14 protein-coding genes and 2 pseudogenes are annotated in these 18,632 nt (G+C 61.9%); 3 read left to right on the top strand and 13 right to left on the bottom strand.

Annotated elements, in window-relative coordinates:
* Nucleotide 1: 1 nt before the first annotated feature.
* From LY284_RS16110 to LY284_RS16060, 11 genes and pseudogenes are all read right to left on the bottom strand, one after another.
* Nucleotides 2–1,195, bottom strand: a complete 1,194-nt coding sequence (locus tag LY284_RS16110) for an HlyD family efflux transporter periplasmic adaptor subunit (RefSeq protein WP_233387259.1) — start codon at nucleotides 1,193–1,195, stop codon at nucleotides 2–4.
* A 31-nt stretch (nucleotides 1,196–1,226) separates the two neighbouring features.
* Nucleotides 1,227–2,693: an efflux transporter outer membrane subunit gene (locus LY284_RS16105; protein WP_233387258.1), complete on the bottom strand. Its 1,467-nt coding sequence runs from the start codon at nucleotides 2,691–2,693 to the stop codon at nucleotides 1,227–1,229.
* A gap of 61 nt (nucleotides 2,694–2,754) precedes the next feature.
* A complete protein-coding gene (locus tag LY284_RS16100) occupies nucleotides 2,755–3,192 on the bottom strand; it encodes a MarR family winged helix-turn-helix transcriptional regulator (RefSeq protein ID WP_014250357.1) in 438 nt (145 codons plus the stop codon).
* A gap of 246 nt (nucleotides 3,193–3,438) precedes the next feature.
* The gene (locus LY284_RS16095) at nucleotides 3,439–4,314 is read right to left on the bottom strand and encodes an MBL fold metallo-hydrolase (RefSeq protein WP_233387257.1); all 876 of its coding nucleotides are present in this window, start codon (nucleotides 4,312–4,314) and stop codon (nucleotides 3,439–3,441) included.
* 14 nt (nucleotides 4,315–4,328) lie between these two features.
* Nucleotides 4,329–5,690: an MFS transporter gene (locus LY284_RS16090; RefSeq protein ID WP_233387256.1), complete on the bottom strand. Its 1,362-nt coding sequence runs from the start codon at nucleotides 5,688–5,690 to the stop codon at nucleotides 4,329–4,331.
* Between the two features lie 29 nt (nucleotides 5,691–5,719).
* Nucleotides 5,720–6,736 (bottom strand): succinylglutamate desuccinylase/aspartoacylase family protein, encoded by a 1,017-nt coding sequence (locus LY284_RS16085; RefSeq protein ID WP_233387255.1) that lies wholly within the window; start codon nucleotides 6,734–6,736, stop codon nucleotides 5,720–5,722.
* A gap of 120 nt (nucleotides 6,737–6,856) precedes the next feature.
* Nucleotides 6,857–7,732, bottom strand: a complete 876-nt coding sequence (locus LY284_RS16080; protein ID WP_233387254.1) for a LysR family transcriptional regulator — start codon at nucleotides 7,730–7,732, stop codon at nucleotides 6,857–6,859.
* A gap of 335 nt (nucleotides 7,733–8,067) precedes the next feature.
* A pseudogene (locus tag LY284_RS16075) lies at nucleotides 8,068–8,392 on the bottom strand (hypothetical protein).
* Nucleotides 8,393–8,488: 96 nt separating this feature from the next.
* Entirely contained in the window at nucleotides 8,489–8,896 is a 408-nt protein-coding gene (locus tag LY284_RS16070; RefSeq protein ID WP_233387253.1) for a hypothetical protein, read from the bottom strand.
* A gap of 315 nt (nucleotides 8,897–9,211) precedes the next feature.
* Nucleotides 9,212–9,682 carry an RES family NAD+ phosphorylase gene (locus LY284_RS16065; protein WP_233387252.1) on the bottom strand — a complete coding sequence of 157 codons (471 nt, stop codon included), beginning with the start codon at nucleotides 9,680–9,682 and terminating at the stop codon, nucleotides 9,212–9,214.
* The gene (locus LY284_RS16060; protein ID WP_053568901.1) at nucleotides 9,679–10,134 is read right to left on the bottom strand and encodes an antitoxin Xre/MbcA/ParS toxin-binding domain-containing protein; all 456 of its coding nucleotides are present in this window, start codon (nucleotides 10,132–10,134) and stop codon (nucleotides 9,679–9,681) included. Before LY284_RS16060 ends, LY284_RS16065 begins: the two co-directional genes overlap by 4 nt.
* A gap of 681 nt (nucleotides 10,135–10,815) precedes the next feature.
* On the opposite strand from LY284_RS16060, the gene LY284_RS16055 reads away from it, so the two are divergent.
* The gene (locus LY284_RS16055; protein WP_233387251.1) at nucleotides 10,816–12,759 is read left to right on the top strand and encodes an AAA family ATPase; all 1,944 of its coding nucleotides are present in this window, start codon (nucleotides 10,816–10,818) and stop codon (nucleotides 12,757–12,759) included.
* Between the two features lie 485 nt (nucleotides 12,760–13,244).
* Here the strand turns inward: LY284_RS16055 and LY284_RS16050 are convergent, their stop codons facing one another.
* On the bottom strand, nucleotides 13,245–15,086 hold the full coding sequence (locus LY284_RS16050) for an ABC transporter transmembrane domain-containing protein (RefSeq protein ID WP_233387250.1): 1,842 nt from the start codon (nucleotides 15,084–15,086) through the stop codon (nucleotides 13,245–13,247).
* 493 nt (nucleotides 15,087–15,579) lie between these two features.
* Here LY284_RS16050 and LY284_RS16045 point away from each other — a divergent pair, with 493 nt between their 5' ends.
* Together LY284_RS16045 and LY284_RS16040 are read left to right on the top strand one after the other, a co-directional pair.
* Nucleotides 15,580–15,849, top strand: a complete 270-nt coding sequence (locus LY284_RS16045) for a phage tail protein (protein ID WP_014250348.1) — start codon at nucleotides 15,580–15,582, stop codon at nucleotides 15,847–15,849.
* A gap of 646 nt (nucleotides 15,850–16,495) precedes the next feature.
* Nucleotides 16,496–16,984 carry an Hcp family type VI secretion system effector gene (locus LY284_RS16040; protein WP_233387249.1) on the top strand — a complete coding sequence of 163 codons (489 nt, stop codon included), beginning with the start codon at nucleotides 16,496–16,498 and terminating at the stop codon, nucleotides 16,982–16,984.
* A gap of 125 nt (nucleotides 16,985–17,109) precedes the next feature.
* Here LY284_RS16040 and ltrA read toward each other — a convergent pair.
* Nucleotides 17,110–18,477: pseudogene (gene ltrA, locus LY284_RS16035) on the bottom strand (group II intron reverse transcriptase/maturase).
* Nucleotides 18,478–18,632 lie beyond the last annotated feature (155 nt).

The following is an 18,632-nucleotide window of genomic DNA, read 5'->3' as shown; positions in this document are numbered from 1 at the left end:
GTCAGTGCGACGTCATGTTCGCCGCGATGATCCGTTCGATCTCCGCGTTCGCTTCCTCGCCGTAGCGGCTGAAGACATCGGTCTTATAGGAGGTCGTCGTGGCCGCGCCCAGTTGCGTACCGGAACGGTCGCGCGTCTCGACTTCCGTTTCCATTGACAGGCCGACGCGCAGCGGATGCGCGTCGACTTCGCGCTGATCGAGCTTGATGCGTACCGGCAGGCGCTGCACGACCTTGATCCAGTTGCCGGTCGCGTTTTGCGCGGGCAGCACGGCGAAGGCCGCGCCCGTGCCTGCCGAGAAGCCTTCGACGTGGCCGTGGTACTTCACCTTCGCGCCGTAGGCATCGGCCGTGAGCGTGACCGGCTGACCAATGCGCATGTGCGCGAGCTGCACTTCCTTGAAGTTGGCATCGACCCAGACCCCGTCGAGCGGCACGATCGCCAGCAGCGGCGCGCCGGCCGCCACGCGCTGTCCCACCTGCACCGAGCGCCGCGCGACGTAGCCGGTGACCGGCGCGGGCAGCGTGTTGCGCGCGTAGTCGAGCCACGCCTCGCGCACTTTCGTGGCAGCCGCCTGCACGTCCGGATGCTGCGCGATGGACGTGCGGTCGGTCAGCACGTGATTCGCCTCGGATTGCTGGCGCACGGCGTCGAGCGCAGCCTTCGCCGCGTTCACGGCATCGCGCGCATGGTCGACGTCTTCGCCCGAGACCGCACCGGTTTCAGCGATCGCCATGCGGCGTTTCAGGTCCGCCTGCGCGCGCATGAAGTCGGACTGTCGTTGCGCGACCGTCGCCGCGTAGTACGCGTTGTTGACGTACAGGCTGCTCACTTGCCGCACGGTCTGCGCGAGCTTCGCTTCGGCATTGGCGAGCGCGACTTTGGCGTCGGCGTCGTCGAGCGTGACGATGGGCGCGCCCTGACGGACGATCTGCGTGTCGTCGGCGTTCACGGCGATCACGGTGCCGCTCACTTCGGGCGTCAGTTGTACGAGATTGCCGCTGACATAGGCATCGTCGGTCGATTCGAAAAAGCGGCCCGTAGTGTAGTAATAGCCGCCCCACCCCGCGCCCGCGATCGCTACGGTCGCCGCGAGCAGCGAAAGCAGCAGCGTGCGCTTGCTGCGCGGTTTTGTATCGGCGGCGGATTCGGGCCGATCCGTTTCGCTGCGTTCTTTGATCAGGGTGTCGCTCATGTCGGTGTTCCGGTTCGATTGAGTGTGTCGTTCAGCGTGCGGCGATGGCATCTGCCGATGTGTCCGTGTAGCCGCCGCCCAACGCGGCCGCGAGCGCGATCTGCTGGTCTCGCCGGTCCATCTTCAGGTTTGCGACCGCGCGTTCGGCGGCGAGCGCGTTGGTCTCGGCGTTCAGCACGGTCAATTGATTCGCGAGTCCCGCGCGATATTGCGTGAGCGCGAGTTGCTGCGCGCCGTGCGCGGCGTCCTGCGCGGCGCTGGCGTCGGCAAGCTGTGCATCGGTTGAACGGATTTGCGAGAGGTTAGTCGCGACATCGCTCAGCGCCGTCACAAGCGTCTGGTTGTAGGTCGCGACGGCATAGTCGAGATCGGCGTAGCGGCCTTTCAATTGGGCGCGCAATGCGCCGCCGTCGAAAATCGGCAAATGGATCGCTGGTCCCGCCGACATGGTCCGGCTCGCCGCCGTCAGCAGCCGGCCGAAGCCGAATGCATCGAGCCCGAGCGTCGCGCTCAAGTTGATGTCGGGATAGAACTCGGCCTTCGCTTCCTTGATCTCGTGCGTCATCGAGTCGACGCGCCAGCGCGCCGCGACGAGGTCGGGGCGGCGGCTCACGAGATCGGCGGGAAGATTGTCGGGCAGACGCACTTCATCGCCGATGCCAAGATGAGGACGCTCGATCGACAGACCGCGATCCGGTCCTTCTCCCAGCAGCGCCGCGATCTGATAACGCGTCGTGACGATGCCGCCCTCGAGGGCGGCGAGCGTCGCGCGGCTCGACGCGAGATCGGCGTCGGCGGTCTTGCGCTCGACTTCGCTATCGAGCCCGTTGGCGATGCGGCCCGCCGTGATGCGCACGATCCGTTCGCGCTCGCCGACCTCGTTTTGCGCGATGTCGCGCAACGCGTAGAGCCGCGCGAGCTGATTGTAGGAGCGCGCAATCGATGTATCGAGCGCGAGGCGTACGGCCTCGGCGTCCGCTCGGCTGGCCTGTATCTGCGATACGGCGGCGCGCAACGCTTCGCGATTCTTGCCCCACAGATCGAGTTCGTACGATGCGGATAGCAACCCCTTGTTTTCGGACTGCCACGATCCAGCGTAAGGCGGCGGCACGAGCGCGTTCTCAGAATAGCGCTGACGCGTCCACGAATACGACGCTCCGACCTGCGGCATGGCGTTCGCCCTCGCGGTCTCGCTATACGCCGATGCCGCCGCGATGCGCGCCCGCGCCTGTTCCAGCGTTGGGCTGCCTCGAAGCGCTTCGTCGAGCAGCGCGCGCAGTTGGGCGTCGCCGAACTGATCGGCCCAGTCGGGCGCAGGCCAGCGGCCATCGTCGGCGGGAAGACTCTGCTGCGTCGCGTAGGTGCGCGGCTGCGCCATCTCTTTGTCGCTATGAATGCCTGCGTAGTTCGCGCACGCAGCCAGCACTGCGGCAAGTGTCAGCGTCACGCCGACTCGCGCGATACGCGACAATCGAAGTTGATTTGTTTGCTCTATCATTTTCTGACCTATCAGATAAATGTATGAAAAAAATTAGCGCGCGGGTATGAGCGCCGCGCACTTAGTCTTCGAGGAACTTGTTCAGCAAGCGGCGCAGTTCGTTGAACTCCGCGCGCGTGAATTTCCTCAGACGCTTGTTGAGGACGGCCGGCGCGACATGCGGCAATTCAGCGGCGATCTTTTCGCCCTCTTTCGTCAGCTTGAGATGGACGACGCGCCGGTCTTCCAGGCTGCGCGAGCGTTGCAGCAGGCTGCGCGCTTCGAGCTTGTCGAGCATGCGCGTCATGAGGCCGGTATCGATGCCTAGCAACTTCGAAAGCTCGAATGGCGTTTGCGTCACGCCGCCGCGCATGGACATGAGGATGCCCATTTGCTGCGAGGTAATGCCAAGATCTTTCAAAGCCGCGTCCAGCTCCGCAACCAGAAGATTGCGCGCCTTATTGACGGCAAAACCGACGCTTTGCGTGAGCGTGAAGCTTTCCGGTGTGTAGTGATCCATGCCTGTCCTCCAGCGCAGTGAACTGCAATGGAAGTAAATTTACTGCAAAGTCAGATTTTGTCAAAGCCTGTTTTTTGCAAATATCTTTTGGCACGGCTGGAAAAGAGGCTTCCGGCGGCAGGATGAGCAACGGCGATGGGAAAGCCTCGGCTGCCGGCCGATCTCGACGGGCAACATGTCTCTATGACGTCGGCGTTTCCTGCTCGCGACGAAGGCTTTGCTGTCTCATCAAGACATCGCGCTTATTCACACATATCGCCACTCGAAACCTTCGGCGGTCTGCGTCACGGTTCCTGCCGATGTCTCGGCGAAATGTGCGGCGAATACCGTCGCGCTCGTATCCGCGGCATGCGCGAGCAGTCGCCCTCGCGATGCACGCGCCTGCTGCCCGTCGAGACAGAACATCGAATTCCATTCCGGTCGATGCACCTGCACCGCACTGTGCATCGTGTCGCCGGAAAAGAGCGCCGTTTCGCCGCGCGAACGCATCTCGATCGCCATGTGCCCGCTGCTGTGGCCGAACGTTGGCAGAAAACGGATGCCATCCAGAATTTCTCCGCCCTCGTCCGGCACGACACGCGCCTGACCGGATTCGATCACGGGAAGCACGCTGTCATCGAACACCATACGACGCGATTCGCCTTGCGGCATGAGCAACGAATCGCGTTCGCGCTCGCCGAATACATACGACGCGTTGGGAAACACCGGCGCCCAGCGGCCATCCTGCCAATGGGTATTCCAGCCCACGTGATCCACATGCAAATGTGTGAGCAGCACGTAATCGATCTTCTCTCGCGCGAAGCCCGCTGATTCGAGCCGTTCGAGCACGGGATTATCGAGCTTGTCGAATAGCGCGCTGAATGGCCGCGACTTGCCGTTGCCGATGCCCGTGTCGATGACGATCGTCATGCCGTCGATTTCGACCAACCAAAGATGGGTCTTCAGTTTCACGCGCGCGTTGGCGAGGTCGAGCGTGTCGGCGGCAAAGGGCTCGGCAAGTGCTCGCCCGTCGTCCGCGGTCCACGCGGGAAAGAGCAAATCCGGTGCGAGCGCGAAGCAGGTTTCATCGACGCGCGTGATGGTCGCCGCGCCGACATGATGGACGTGTGAAGCGCATTTCATGACGGTCCTCTCTCTCAATGTGCGCCCGCAGCGGTCACCCGGCGCGTCGCCAATGCATAGAGAATTGTGCTGACGAATGCCGACGCGCCGCCGACTATCGCCAGTGAAATTCCGAGGCTGGCGCCCGTCGCTCCCAGCCGCTCGTTCAGATAGCCGACCGACAGCGGACCCACGCCACCGCTGATCGCATTCGTCATGAACACGAGCAGCGCAAGCGAGCGGCCCCGCATGCGGTTCGGCACGGCGATCTGCAGCGGCACGGGTGCAAGTCCCATCGCGATACTGGCAGTCAATGCGCTGACGCCGTAAAGCACTATGGCAAGCTCGCTGCTGGCGACGAGCGGCATCGCGATAGCGGCAGGCACCAGCAGCGCAACGGCGAATGCGGAGAAGCCGAGCACCTTGCGCAGCGTGGTGTCGTCCGTGACGCGCGTGGCAAGCAGGCCCGCGCATGCGACCCCTAGAATGCCGCCGATCATGTACGCAGGCGCAGCCATCTGTCCGACGACTTTCGGTGCGAGATGAAAATGCCGCATCAGCAAGGTCGGAAACCACGCGGCGTGCGAATAGAACAGCGTGATCAGCGCAACGTAAGCCGCGAAGTACGGCAGGCAAAAACGATTGCGGACAAACAGTTCGGCGAGCACGTCGCGCATCGAAGGCATCTCGTCGAGCTGGCGCGCGCCGTGCGCGCCCGCCTCGCGTCTCGCCGGTTCGCGGACCGTGAACGCCACGAGCGCGGCCAGCAGCAGCCCAGGCAGACCGACCGCGACGAACACCGCTTGCCACGGCGTAAAGCCTCGCGCGCCGAGCCATGCGTAGCCGTCACCTGTCGCCGCCGCCGACAACAACATGCCGCCGCCGAATAGCGCAGCGCCGCCGCCGACGTATGGCCCGAGCATGAACACACTGCTCGCGCGCGCCACGCGGCGCGGCGGAAAGATGTCACTGAAAATCGACAGCGCTGCGGGACTCAGCGCGGCCTCGGCGACTGCGGTTCCCGCACGCGCGAGCAGCAGTTCCGTGAAGTTGGTCGCGAAGCCGCACGCCGCCGTCGAGATCGCCCAGATCGCGATGCATGCAGCGATCAGCTTGACGCGATTGCCGCGATCGACGAGGCGCGCGACGAACACGCCCGCCGTTGCGTAGCACATCGTGAACGAAAACCCTTGCAGCAAGCCGATTTGCGTATCGGTGAGCGCGAGCGACTGCTTGATCGGCTGCACGAGAATGCTGACGACCTGGCGGTCCAGATAAGAAAACGCAAAGCAGACGAAGAACAGCAGCACGATATACACGGGATGGCGCACGCTCTCGTACGGCGTGATGTGTGCGGCGTCGGCGGCGAGCCGGCTCGAAACGGGGTGATCGCTCATATGCGGTCTCCTGGGTTGATGGATCCGGCTCAATCGGCGCTGGTTTCGCAAGCGAGCAGCGCGATGCAGTCGCCGGGCTCGACGCGCGCGAGCGTCCGCACGCACATCACGACGCCGTCGCCACGGAACGCGATATCGAGCGGGGCTTGCCACGGGCGATGGGGATCGAACAGACGTCCGGCCAGTTGACCTTCGCGCGCCTGATCGCCGAGCTTGAACGCCGGTTCGAAGACGCCGGCAAGCGGCGCGTAAACGTAATGTCGCGCCCCTTCGACTCGCAGCAAGCGCGTCTTGCGTGCTGCCGCGGTATCGGCGTCCGGGATCACGCCGAGCCGCCGCAACACGCGCTGCAAGCCGTTCTCGACGATCGCGAGGTTCGCCGCATCGCAGCCGGCATGTCCGCCGAATTCGCCGCACAGGAAGAGTTTGCCGTGACGTTCGGCAGCCGCTGCCATCGTGCGGTCCTCGCCGAGCAGATCCATGATCATCGTGTTCGGCGCGCCGAATTCGCGCACGAGGTCCATATACAATGCGCGCCGTTCGCGTTCGGCGGGCGGCGAGGCAAGCAGTGCCGGCGCGTGCTCGAACGACGCGCCGCCCGCATGGAGGTCTATCACGACGTCGGCGCGCGGCAGCAGTTCGGTTTCGACGTAATGCGCGATCATCTCCGTCGGCTGGCCGTTGCGCGCGCCGGGAAACAGGCGGTTCAGGTTGCCGCGATCGATCGGCGACGTGCGTGTGCCGTTGATGAAGGCCGGGAAGTTCAGAGCGGGAATAACGATCAGGCGGCCGCGTATCGTCATTGACGGCATGTGCTGCATGAGCTTCATGAGCGCGACGGGGCCTTCGTACTCGTCGCCGTGATTGCCGCCAGTCAGCAGGACGGTCGGGCCCGTGCCCGCGCCGGCGTTGAGCACGGCGAGCGGAATGGGCACGTGTCCGTATGCCGAGCGGTCGTGCGAATACGGCAGACGCAGCGTTCCCGTCTGGAAGCCCGTGCGTTCGAAGTCGATGTCGGTGGCGATGAGCGAAGCGGAAGTGGACATGGCGCGATCGGTAAAGAGCTTGGGGTGTCTTTACTATCGACGACGAAAAAGCGTCCGGCCAATGCCGTTTTCTGCGGCGGGTGATGCCTGCCAGGCATCGCGTGCGAGACGATCGAGCCGCTAGTCCAGCAGTTCGACGAAACGCTTCAGCGCGGGATTGGCCTCCTGCGCGACGAAACAGAATTCGAGCGGCAAAGGCACGGAGAGATCGCGCAATGCGACGAAGCGCACCCGCGCGGGCGGCCGGTCGCGATTCGCGGCATTGACGATGGCCGCGCCCAGTCCCGCCGATACCAGCGAAAGAATCGCTGTTTCCGTCGATGCCTCCTGACGGATATCGAGCGTCAGCCCCCGTTCTGCGCACGCGGAAAGCAGGCGGTCGTAATAAGCGGGATAGACGCGGCGCGGAAACGCGATGAACGGTTTGCCGGCGAGTTCTTGCGCAACGACGGCGCCCGCGCTGCCTTGCGGCCACGATTCCGGCACTGCCAGAACGACGTTCTGGTCGAGCACATGCACGCTCTCGATGCCTTCCGGCAGCGCGCCAAAGCGATAGGCAAAACCGCCGTCGAGCCGCCCCGCAGCCAATGCATCGAACTGTTCGGGCGTGTTCATCGGCGTGAGTTCGAGCGCGACATCCGGCGCGGCCTGCTCGAAGGCGCTCAGCGCGCGCGAGACGACGCCGCTCCACGCAGCGTTCTCGACGAAACCGATACGCAGATGACCTTGCACGCCGGATGCGATGCGGCGCGCAAGCCGGTTCGCGGCATCGACGCGCCCGAGAATGTCGCGCGCTTCCGCCAGATACGCCTCGCCTGCCGGCGTCAGCTTCAGGCCGCGCGGCGTTCGTTCGAATAGCGTGGCGCCAATGGCGTCTTCGAGATCCTGAATCTGCCGGGATATCGCCGGTTGCGTCACGTGCAGGTGCTCGGATGCGGCCCGCACGCTGCGCAATTCGGCGACGGCGATGAAATAGCGAAGATGCCGGAGCTCCATGTCCGTTCCTGTCCGATGGAAGTGTTCAGATTACCAACACTAAGCCCAGCTTGCGCACCGTCTCGAGATGCTTCGGTGCCAGACGGCATTGCATCCGGCCAAGCGGAATACATATTGAGGCGCTTGATTTTTGCGATCAATGCGGTTGCTCCGCCCGCTCACTGGCTAAGCGCGCGCGATTGGCTTTCCGCTTTCTCTCAGACGGAGCGAAAGCAGCGACGGGTCCGTCACACGGGCCGGAAAGATTTAAGAGTGGAACCAACGATGGTCCGACCGCTGGATAAAAGGTGCAGCATTGCACTTCATTTGATACCGCACTTCGCTCGGCGGAACCGTCATCGGGGCTTTGTCGGCCTTCGCCGTGGTTTTGGATCGACGCCTATGCGTGGATCACGTGAGCGTACAAGCGATGTGACATGACAAGCGACATCCTCAAATGCAGGGTCGCTCTGCTTTACGCAAAGCCACTTCCCCAGCACCTGATGTGGCTGTACATACAAGCAGCCCATTCCACGGTTCGGCCCGGTCGGCGACCACCAGGCTCAACAATCCGTCGACGTACGCCGCGTCGCAGCCAAACATTCGTCTTCGGAAATATGTCTCGTCGTTCTCGAGAGCCTCGAAAATCCAGAGCAGTGAGTTTCTGACCTTAGACGGCATCTGATTTCAGCGGATTATCCTGCTAGTTTCAGCCTCGACACATCGTTGACAGACCGGAGGAACGATCCGGTTGAGCGTCAGATGAGCACCCGACGTTCATCGATGGATGTTCAGGGCTGCCCCCCCCCCCGCAGACCACGCCCATGCAGTTGCCTCCGGGTCGGAGCACTGAATGACGGCCCGATATAGTGGCGCGTCTGGGTGCATGCTCGTTTCGTCTATGAGTTGTAGCATCTTGCGTTGCCCTGCATAGAGGTTGCCGTCCATCAACGATCGAAAGCAGCGTGGAGTAATCGCAAGATGGCCTGTCTCGTGAAGCGGGGTGGATAGCCGACATTCCGGATCGACGGCCAAGGTGCCATGATCGATCCGGCAACCCTTCGAAAAGCCGGTCGCGCCGGTCTCGTAGCGCGAGATGATACCGATTTCGTTCAAAAATCGCATCGCCTCGTCCCGCTTGGGCGAAGCATCAAACACATAGTCATTCAACGCCTGTTTTTGCATTTTCAGAGTACGCTCAGATTGATAACTTCACCGCCCGGGCGGCATGGTGGATCCGTCTCGCTGCGGAATGCAGGCGAATCTGAATATAACGACCAGTCGTGATGCCACCATGCAATTACGGCTGCGGTGTCTCGCTCGGTCCTGGCGCGAGCGACCTGCTCGATCTCGTCGGCTACCTCGTCCCACCAACTAGTTCATTCACCGTCTCTTGCGCGCGGGTCGGTCGCTTCGCGGTATTTCGCCTTGTTCGATTTTGATTTTCATCGACTGTCCGTTGTCCGTCTGCATGATCACCGAAGCCAGACCGTAGCCCGCTCAGGGACGTGTCAGTAAGCGCAAGATGCGCGGATCATGCCGGACGTCAATCACCATCTCAATCTTGATATTGGCTGCGTCGGCTTGCACTGGGTTGAGAATGTAGTTGTATGCAAAAGGCATCACTGCGCTGGGTACTTTGAGCAACGCTGTCGATCCCCCTTCAAGCCATTCGCTCCCAGCCGATTGCGTGTACGACCGATCCTCTCTCCAGTTCTCCGGTAAAACGCTCTCGCCCAACTCGGCAATGGACGCGCTTTCGCTGACTGCAACGCGCAGGAGCCGACAGGTGTCGGGCAGATCCGAGGTGGACCGAATTTCTTGATGAACGAGTGTCTCGAGCAGCGCGCCGGCCGGATGCTCGGCCAAATACACCACCGGCCGTCCGGCAAAGTGCCAACCACCCGGTGCACGCAGGCCGCCTATGCCTTTGAGGTCGGCGTAGTTGCTGATCCTCCACAAGACCATCAAGCGAAGTATCCTTCGTCAATCTGTACCAATGCGTCCTCAACGAGGCGAGCACCATGCTCGGTGGCGGCCATTTCGAGGGCGGTACGGCCGGCGAAGCGCTTCTGCGGATTGCGCAACCAACTCAAGGCCTTTTCGTTGCTGCCAAATGCGGTGTTCGCTTGCGCGACGATCCTGGCCAAACGGATTGCTCGATCGGACTCTTCTGTCGACAGGCGTTCGTGTTGCTGCCGGCGATGCGTGAGCGTGCGTCGCGGGATGATGAAGGCTAACTCGTCTGCCTTCAGTCCTCGGGCACTGAGCCGCTCGATTACGTCGACGTCGATACGCCCCTGAGCCAATCCGGCGAGATCAGCGTCATCCCGCACGCGCGCATCCAGTAACTTGCCCAGCAATGCGTACTCAGCCCGTCGCGGATTGCCGGCGCCAGTGGGAGTAAATGCCATCGTTCCCATAATCTCTCCTTTGGCAAAATGCCACATGATTATAGGCGTTTTGCCACGAAACACGCAACTCACCGGAGTCATCGCGTTTTTATCCCTCTCATCCGCTTGTCCGGAGACACGCTCTAACCCATTGTTTTTGCGTGATTTTATCTTCACGCTATGTTTATAAGATTGAGGCAGCGGAAAAAATGTCGAAAACAAACGCGGTGATCATAAAGCCCCGCCTGCCCCCGCCGACCTCCCATGCACTGCAGCCTACACTGCTCAAAACGCTCGTTGGATGGCAGCGCGGGCCCGCGTACAGGCGTCTGCCGTTGCCTTGGACTGACGGTGCGACTTGTCGAGACGTCACGGATCCCCGCCCGATCCTCGTCGGGCGCGGCTCATTTGGGGCTCTTCGCCCTCTCCAATCGATCGTTCTCGCTTGGTCACGTCCGCTGCTTTCCCCCGAATCGGTGTTCATCAGAGAAAGACACATGATCGACCGAGACTCGTCCACGGCCCCGGCAACGATTGGACGCCCCCGGTCGAAGGCGGTGGTCCGTACGGACGGGAATCTTCATCGCGTGCAACATTTGTAGCCTGCGCTCGTGCGTCGCCGCCAACGCATAGAGGACGCAAGGGTCGGCGCATGGGAGGCGAGTCCCCGCACGAGAGGGACGCACATCTTCGCGATACGGGGAAAAACGTATGAAACCGGGAAGGAACGGCCGATGGACCTGGCGTGGCCGGCGGCGGCTCTTCATCGCCTTCGCTGCGCTTGTCGCCGTGCTGATCGCGATCGGCTCAGGCGTGCTGCGACATGTCAGGGCGGACCGGCACGACAGTGCGCTTCAGGCGACGAGCATCGTCTATCACATGCGGCAGGATCCGTCGCCGTGGACGCATACCGAGGAGGACGCCTCACGCATGCTCGCAGATATCCGCGAAAAGCGCGTGGCCGCGATCGGCGTGACGGTCGATGCCATGCTCGTTTCGACGAAAAGCGGCACGCGCTATTTCGTCACCGATCGTTTCGCCGTGTTCTCCCAATCGCTGCTGCTCAATCCGACCAAAGGCGACGGCGCGCCGGACTACCAGATCGCGTGGTTGCCGAACGTTTCCGTCGGTGCGCAAGCAGGCTTCGGCCCGCTGCTCGGCGTGCTTCGCGACTGGGCCAGCATGCTGGTGTACGCGCTGATGCTGGCCCTGATGCTCTGGTACATGCGCCGTGAGATGAGGGGCGACGTCACGGTGATCGACACGCCGCCCGACATGTGCTTTGACGACGTGATCGGTGCAGTCGAAGCGAAGGCCGCGCTTGACGACATCAAGGCCTATCTGCGCGATCCGAAGTCGTTCACAAAGATGGGCATCCGTCCTCCCTGCGGCGTGCTGATGACGGGCGGTCCCGGCGTCGGCAAGACTCGGCTCGCGCAGGCACTGGCGGGCGAATGCGGCGCGCATTTCATCGCCATCACGGGGAGTTATTTCAGCGCAAAGTATTACGGCGCCGGCATTCAGAAGGTCAAACATCTGTTCAGGACGGCGCGCAAGCACGGCCCAACGGTGATCTTCATCGACGAAGCCGATGGGCTCTCCGCGCGCACCAGCGGTGCATCCAGTTCCACCGATGGCGAAAGCAACCGCATCATCAATCAGTTGCTCGCGGAGATGGATGGTTTCGAGAAGAACGAAGGCGTGATTCTCGTCGCCGCGACCAACTTTCCCGACAACCTCGACGAAGCGCTGCGTCGTCCAGGCCGCTTCGATCGCATCGTGCCGGTGCGTCTGCCGGATGTAGCAGATCGCGTGAAGATATTCGAGTACTACCTAAGCAAGCTGCCGTCACGTTCGACGGACATCGACTGCGATCAACTCGCGCGGCTGACGGTCGGTTTGTCGCCCGCGTCGCTGTCGATGATCGTCAATCAGGCCGGGCTGATCGCGCGCAAACAAGGCGCGGGCATGGTGTGCGCCGGGCATCTGCGCGAGGCGGTCAAGGTGGTGCGTATCGGCGATGTGAGCGGCGCGCAGAAGGCGCTCGATGCAGACGAAGTGCGTCGCGTCGGCGTGCATGAAGCGGGACATGGCATCGTAGCGGCACTGCTGGGCGCGGGCGTGCTGGAGGAGCTGACGGTATTGCCGCGCGGCGGCGCATTGGGCATGGCGCTCATCACGAAGCCGCAGGACAAGCATCTGTATCGGCGCAGCGAACTGGAAAAAGAACTCATCGTGCTGCTCGGCGGACGCAATGCGGAATTGCTGATGTTTGGCGAGGCGTCGAGCGGCGCGGCGCAGGACTTGCAGGAAGCATCGCGCATCAGTCTGGAGATGGTGTCGCGGCTCGGATTCGGCAGCGATGGCAATCTGTTCAGTCTCGCCGCGCTGCCACGCGAGAGCGCCGGACGGCAACTCGACAGCGCGATCGAACAGGCCAACGCGCTATTGAAGGAGATGAACGAGCGCTGCTTCGACCTTCTCAGGCGCAATCGGTCGATTCTGGAAGATGTCACGCACGCGCTGACAGAGACCGAGACGGTGCCCGGCGCATACGTCTATGAACTCATCCGCAAGAGCGAAGTCACGCCATTGCGCGAGCGGGAAGCGGTGTGTTTCAGTGTTGTGGCGTCTGATACGAAAGCACGCGGGTGAATGCCTCCCGAGCGCTTCCACGACAATCACGGCTGGTTGCCGAGTTGCTTGCAGGAGATCGTCAACGCGATTCATCGATGCAAGGTGACGATCGTGCGCACCTTGCGGCAAATCCCGGCTGAAGACCGTACTGCGAGGCGCGAGAATATATCGCACATAGGCGATCTCGGCGACCTGCCGGTCACGTCCCGCTGACTGGATCGCAGACGACATGCGGAAAACTTTCGCCGCGCCACCACAACAGCGAATCGCGCACGCGCAAGGCCGCCGCGTAGGCGGACCATCCGCCCCGCGACGTCGTTTGACCGGCGCCCGCCCTCGCCCTGCATCGATGCGCCGAGCGGTCCGCCCTGCGTCACGCCGGCCATCGCGTGAACATCGAGGCGAGCGCGCCGACGCGCACGGTCTGCGTGAGCTTGCCCTGCAATTCTTCGGCGTTGACCTGGCTAGCAGCTGCCCAGCGAAATTGTCGGGGGAATAAAGTGCTACGTTTTGGCGTCCGAACTTCGAGCAGCTACCTGGCACGGACGCGACTGTTCAACCCGATGTGCATCTCGGCCTCCGGGCGATGGCTCGTAAAACTGTAGTGCAGCAAGTCGGGCGTAGAGTGGCGAGTGCTCCAGCAACTCGGCGTGACGGCCTTGCGCAACGATGCGACCTTGGTCAAGTACGACGATTCGATCGGCCTGTTGCACGGTCGCAAGACGGTGAGCGATGACCAAAGTCGTGCGGTTGTGGGCGGCATTGTTCAATGCCGTCTGCACAAGCCGTTCGCTCGCCGCATCGAGCGCGCTGGTAGCTTCATCGAGAAGCAGGATCGGCGGATCCTTGAGAATGGCGCGCGCAATGGCGATTCGCTGACGCTGTCCACCTGATAGCCGCACGCCCCGCTCACCCAGATACGTGTCATACCCTTGCGGCAGTTGGTTGATGAAGTCGGCAGCAGCAGCCATCTCAGCAGCTCGTTGCACCTCTTGGAGTGTCGCGTCGAGCTTGCCGTAGCGGATATTGTCGAGCACGCTTCCCGAAAAAATCACCGATTCCTGCATCACTACGCCAATCGTCTTTCGTAACTCGGCGAGCGACACTTGCCGCGTCGGAACACCGCTTATGAAAATGTTTCCAGATCGCGAGTCGTAAAAGCGAAGTAGAAGTTGAAATAGTGTGGTTTTCCCCGCCCCGGATGGGCCGACCAGCGCAACGTGCTCGCCGGGGCCGACCTCGAGTGTGAATCCGGATAGTGCCGAGATACCAGGACGAGACGGATAAGAAAAGCTGACGTTCTCGAAGCGAATGCCCTCGGCATGACGCGGAAGCGGGATCGTCGTTTCCGGCTCCGCTACAGGCGAACGCATCGCCAGCAGTTGAAGCAGTCGCTCGGCAGCACCGGCGGCTCGCTGGAGGTCTCCCCACACCTCTGCGACCGCTCCAACGGCACCCGCAGTAAATACCGCATAGAGGATGAACTGGGACAGTTGCCCAGCCGTCATCTCGCCGGCCAGCACGGCCTTCGCGCCGAGCCAAAGCACAAATACGACCGCAGCAAAAACAAACACGATGACCACGGCGGTCAAGCCGGCGCGCGCCCGAATCCGTATCAGCGCTGTATCGAAGGCTGCTTCCACGGCTCCCTCGAAGCGCCTCGATTCGTGCGCCTCCCGCGTGTATGACTGCACCGTCGGCATGGCATTGAGCACCTCGCCCGCGAGCGCGCTGGCGCTTGCGACCTTTGCCTGACTGTCACGTGAGAGCCTGCGCACCTGACGCCCGAAAATGACGATGGGCGCGACCACCACGATTAGCGTCGCGATGATGTAACCCGACAACACCGGGCTCGTTATTATCAGCATCGCCAAGCCGCCGAACGTCAGCAACGAGTTGCGCAATCCGAGCGACAGACTGGTTCCTACCACTGTCTGAATCAACGTCGTGTCGGTCGTGAGCCGCGACAGTACCTCTCCCGTTTGGGTAGTCTCGTAGAACTCCGGACTCATCCTTGTCGCGTGATCGTAGACGGCTCGGCGTATGTCAGCCGTCACCCTTTCTCCCAGCCACGAGACACAGTAGAAGCGCAGCGCCGTGGCACCGGCGAGGACCAGCGAAAGGATGAATAGCGCGATGAAGTAGCGGTCGATGTGCGCGTGCTCGCCACTGGCGAAACCGCGGTCGATCAGATATTTGAAGGCCACGGGGAGCGCCAGCGTCGCGCCGGCCGACGTCAAGAGCGCCAGGAACGCAACTGCCCAACGCGCGGCGTAAGGACGTAAAAACGGCAGCAGAGCGAAAAGCGGACTGACACGCGACGGAGGAAGTGCGGCAGGCGACATGGGGTAACCCGAAGCGAGTCTGAGATGCACCTATTATCCCAGTCCCTGGCATTGAGCCGTCACCACGGACGCCTGTTTCGACAATGAACTCGTCACGACCGCCGAAGGACGGCGCCAATATCGCCAAGAAAACGGTCTACCGAGGCGCGATCAAATTTCTAGTAGACCCAGTTCTTGATCTTCCTGGGAATGACGAACCCCGCTTTCGCCACATCCGGGGCCGCTCAGGATTGGCTATTGATGTGTCGCACAACGACATATGACGGCGTCATGTCAGCATTCGACCGCCCAACCCCGCCTGCGAAACGGAATCGCGCCGGTAGTCAGTGATGACTCGGTTTCACACCATGACTTTGTGGCTGTCCGTCCTATTGCTGCCGCAAAAGCACAGGAGATTGCCGCCTATAATGATTACGCCATCGTTTCGTGTAGGTCGAGCAGCAGTGTGGTGCAGGCGTCGTTCGTTTGATCAATGACAACCAAGGAGAAGTGAATGGACGCGTATATTGGCGAAATCCGCATGTTCAGCTTTGACTGGGCGCCCAGGGGCTGGATGCTGTGCCAAGGCCAGACGCTGCAAATAGCGCAATTCCAGGCGCTGTTCGCATTGATTGGCAATTTCTACGGTGGCGATGGGACGCAGACGTTTCAATTGCCCAATCTAACGCCACTGCCGGTAGCCGGCGGCGGGGCCAACGAAAAGACCGGCCCGGCGATGAACTTTGCGATCTGTATAAACGGCATCTTCCCGACTAGGGATTGACCATACCCGGGCGCGGCGACTCATTTTCCCGGTCGCCGTTCCGAGGTTGAGACCGTCGCTGCCGAGATTGCTTCGAACGACGAGTTCCGTCTTCGTGAGATTCGAACAGACTCTCTCTCCGTGGTCCCAGAAGATCTCACCGCTTTTGGTCAGATGCCCTCAAGCCAGCGTCTTCGCTTGCCCATACCCGATGAGTTCCCAAACCACGCTTCGTCCTGCTAAGCGCGCACACCGCGTATCCCTGGCGCGCGGTCTCTACCCTTGCGCTTGCAACCGTATGCTCCGATGACGACCCCGAAGATGACGACCAAAAGCATCAGCCGACGCACTTTCCTTCTCGGCATGGGGGCATCGAGCCTCCTCGCCGCATGCGGAGGCAGTCCGGGTTCGAACGCGGCGTCGGGATCCACGGGTTCGTCGACCAGTCCAGCGCCCTAATCGGCGCTCCAGGCGGGAGGCGTGCAACCCACCGCGAAGGCGCCGCTGACGCCCGATCTAACGCAGACCGATCTGCCGGCCGGTGCTTTGGGATCGTGTTTCATTCGTAATCTGAATCCCCATTTCTGAAACGCGGCCGTAACGGCACGCCCATAGAATTCCTACCATGCGCTAAACGAGACGCGCGAATCTAACCGGAGAACAAATCATGCCCATGCCGTGCTACCTCACCCTCGAAGGCAAGAGCCAGGGCAAGATCGAAGGCTCGAACAAAGTCCAGGGTCACGAAGGAAAGATTCTCGTACAGGCCGTCGATCACACCATCGAAATCCCGAAGAGCCCGCAAACGGGTTTGCCTACCGGCAAGCGCGTGCATGGGGCGATGACGATTACCAAGGAAATCGACAAGTCCTCGCCCAAGCTGTTTCAGGCGCTGACCTCGGGCGAGCAGATGAAGGACGTGTCGCTGGAGTTCTACCGCATCTCGCCGAAGGGCACGGAAGAGAAGTACTACACCGTGAAACTGTCGAATGCGATTCTGACGAATATGAAGTCGTGGACGCCGAATGCGCTGGATCCGAACAACAAGCAAATTGGCCACATGGAAGACCTCGCGTTCACGTACGAGAAGATCAGCTGGACATACGAACCGGACGGTATCGAAGCCGAAGATTCGTGGCTTGCGCCGAAGGCTTGATGCTGGATTGATGAGAGAAGTCCACCTCTCGCAATTAGGATCGGCATAGGGGACGGCCATGAGGCCGTAGCCCTGCCACACCACCCGGCATGCGGGTCCGCACCGGGCGGTTCGGGACGTTGAGGTTAAGAGAGGCTTTGCACACCCAGCCGATCGAAGTAGGCGAGGATCAGCACGCTATTCAGGAACTGGCTGCTGTTACGCCACCAGCGACGGCTGTTCGCCGCCACCTGTTGCGCCACAGCGGGCGGTGCCCCCAGCGCCCGTATCTCCCGGTAGATGGTCGGCCCGCGGCGCCATTGCTTAAGCTGGATAACCCGCAACCGGTGACGCATCCACTCGTCCAGCGCCAGCCAGACTCGTGGCGTTTGCGCCAATCGGAAGTACGCCCTCCAGCCCTGCACATAAGACCGTAGCCGCGCCACCACGTCCTTCATGCTGCGCCCGCCGCTACGGCCGATCAGTTCACGAATGCGGCGTTTGAACATCTGCAGCGGTTTGGCCGCCACCTTGCACTTAACAATACCGCCGGGCGCTACCCACAGGCTGTAGCCCAGAAACTTGCGACCGAACACATTGGCCACCGCGCTCTTGGTCTCGTTGACCTTCAGGCGCAAGCGCCCATACAGGCGACGCAGCAGCGCCATCACCCGCTCGCCCGCGCGGCGGCTGCGAACTTAGACATTCGCATCGTCGGCGTAGCGCGCGAAGCAGTGGACTCGCTGCTCAAGTTCGCGGTCCACCTCATCGAGCAACACGTTGGCCAGCAACGGCGATAGCGGCCCGCCTTGCGGCGTGCCCTGTTCGCGCTGCTGAACCACACCGCCATCCATTATGCCGCTGTTCAGGTACGCCCGAATCAGCCGGATCACCCCGGCGTCTCCGATACGTTTCTGTAGACGCGCGATCAGGATGTCGTGGTTGACCCGGTCGAAGAACTTCTCCAGATCAACGTCTACTACGAGTCGCCGCCCCGACTGCACGTACGACTGCGCGGCCAACACCGCGTCGTGTGCACGCCGTCCAGGACGGAAACCGTAGCTGTGCTCGCTGAAGGTGGGGTCCAGAACCGGTTGCAGCACCTGCAGCAACGCCTGCTGGATCAGCCGGTCCGTCACCGTCGGGATGCCAAGCTCACGCTCGCCTCCGTCCGGTTTCGGGATCGTCACCCGCCGTACCGGACTGGGCCGGTACGTCCCCTTCAGCAACTGTTCACGGATCGCCGGTTACGCTGTCACCAAATGGCGCGACGTCTGGTCAATGTCCAGACCGTCCACGCCAGCGGCTCCCTTGTTGGCCCGTACCCGCTTGAACGCCTGCTTCAGGTTCTCTCTCGTCAGCGCCGCCATCAGCAGCGATGACCTTGTGTCCCCGGATTCATGCCGCGAGCCGCAGGCTTCGTCGCTGGCGGGTAGACGCACGGCTTCACCGCGCAGATTTCCCGCCCGCCCCGTTTGCACGAGCTTCTGCCGCATTGCCTGCCGCTTCGACATGACGCTGGACACTCCTTCCCCTTCAGCCCTTCATCACCAGCTTCGGTCTCATCGACCTGTCCTTTGACTACTACGACCTCTGCTGACTTCTCGCTCCGGCTCGACGCACCATCTGTTCTTCGGTAAAGCGGCTCTTCTTCATGACTTCGGCTGTT

This window comes from Caballeronia sp. PC1, assembly GCF_021353155.1.
Taxonomy (GTDB): Bacteria; Pseudomonadota; Gammaproteobacteria; order Burkholderiales; family Burkholderiaceae; genus Caballeronia; species Caballeronia cordobensis.
This window is presented reverse-complemented; position numbering and strand designations above follow the sequence as displayed.

What these genes read in the sequence shown, in the direction of transcription:
- LY284_RS16055 (WP_233387251.1), top strand. Translation starts at nt 10,816, where the DNA reads ATGAAACCGGGAAGGAACGGCCGATGGACCTGGCGTGGCCGGCGGCGG.
- LY284_RS16100 (WP_014250357.1), bottom strand. Translation starts at nt 3,192, where the DNA reads ATGGATCACTACACACCGGAAAGCTTCACGCTCACGCAAAGCGTCGGT.
- LY284_RS16095 (WP_233387257.1), bottom strand. Translation starts at nt 4,314, where the DNA reads ATGAAATGCGCTTCACACGTCCATCATGTCGGCGCGGCGACCATCACG.
- LY284_RS16060 (WP_053568901.1), bottom strand. Translation starts at nt 10,134, where the DNA reads ATGGGAACGATGGCATTTACTCCCACTGGCGCCGGCAATCCGCGACGG.
- LY284_RS16110 (WP_233387259.1), bottom strand. Translation starts at nt 1,195, where the DNA reads ATGAGCGACACCCTGATCAAAGAACGCAGCGAAACGGATCGGCCCGAA.
- LY284_RS16085 (WP_233387255.1), bottom strand. Translation starts at nt 6,736, where the DNA reads ATGTCCACTTCCGCTTCGCTCATCGCCACCGACATCGACTTCGAACGC.
- LY284_RS16105 (WP_233387258.1), bottom strand. Translation starts at nt 2,693, where the DNA reads ATGATAGAGCAAACAAATCAACTTCGATTGTCGCGTATCGCGCGAGTC.
- LY284_RS16050 (WP_233387250.1), bottom strand. Translation starts at nt 15,086, where the DNA reads ATGTCGCCTGCCGCACTTCCTCCGTCGCGTGTCAGTCCGCTTTTCGCT.
- LY284_RS16090 (WP_233387256.1), bottom strand. Translation starts at nt 5,690, where the DNA reads ATGAGCGATCACCCCGTTTCGAGCCGGCTCGCCGCCGACGCCGCACAC.
- LY284_RS16080 (WP_233387254.1), bottom strand. Translation starts at nt 7,732, where the DNA reads ATGGAGCTCCGGCATCTTCGCTATTTCATCGCCGTCGCCGAATTGCGC.
- LY284_RS16070 (WP_233387253.1), bottom strand. Translation starts at nt 8,896, where the DNA reads ATGCAAAAACAGGCGTTGAATGACTATGTGTTTGATGCTTCGCCCAAG.
- LY284_RS16045 (WP_014250348.1), top strand. Translation starts at nt 15,580, where the DNA reads ATGGACGCGTATATTGGCGAAATCCGCATGTTCAGCTTTGACTGGGCG.
- LY284_RS16040 (WP_233387249.1), top strand. Translation starts at nt 16,496, where the DNA reads ATGCCCATGCCGTGCTACCTCACCCTCGAAGGCAAGAGCCAGGGCAAG.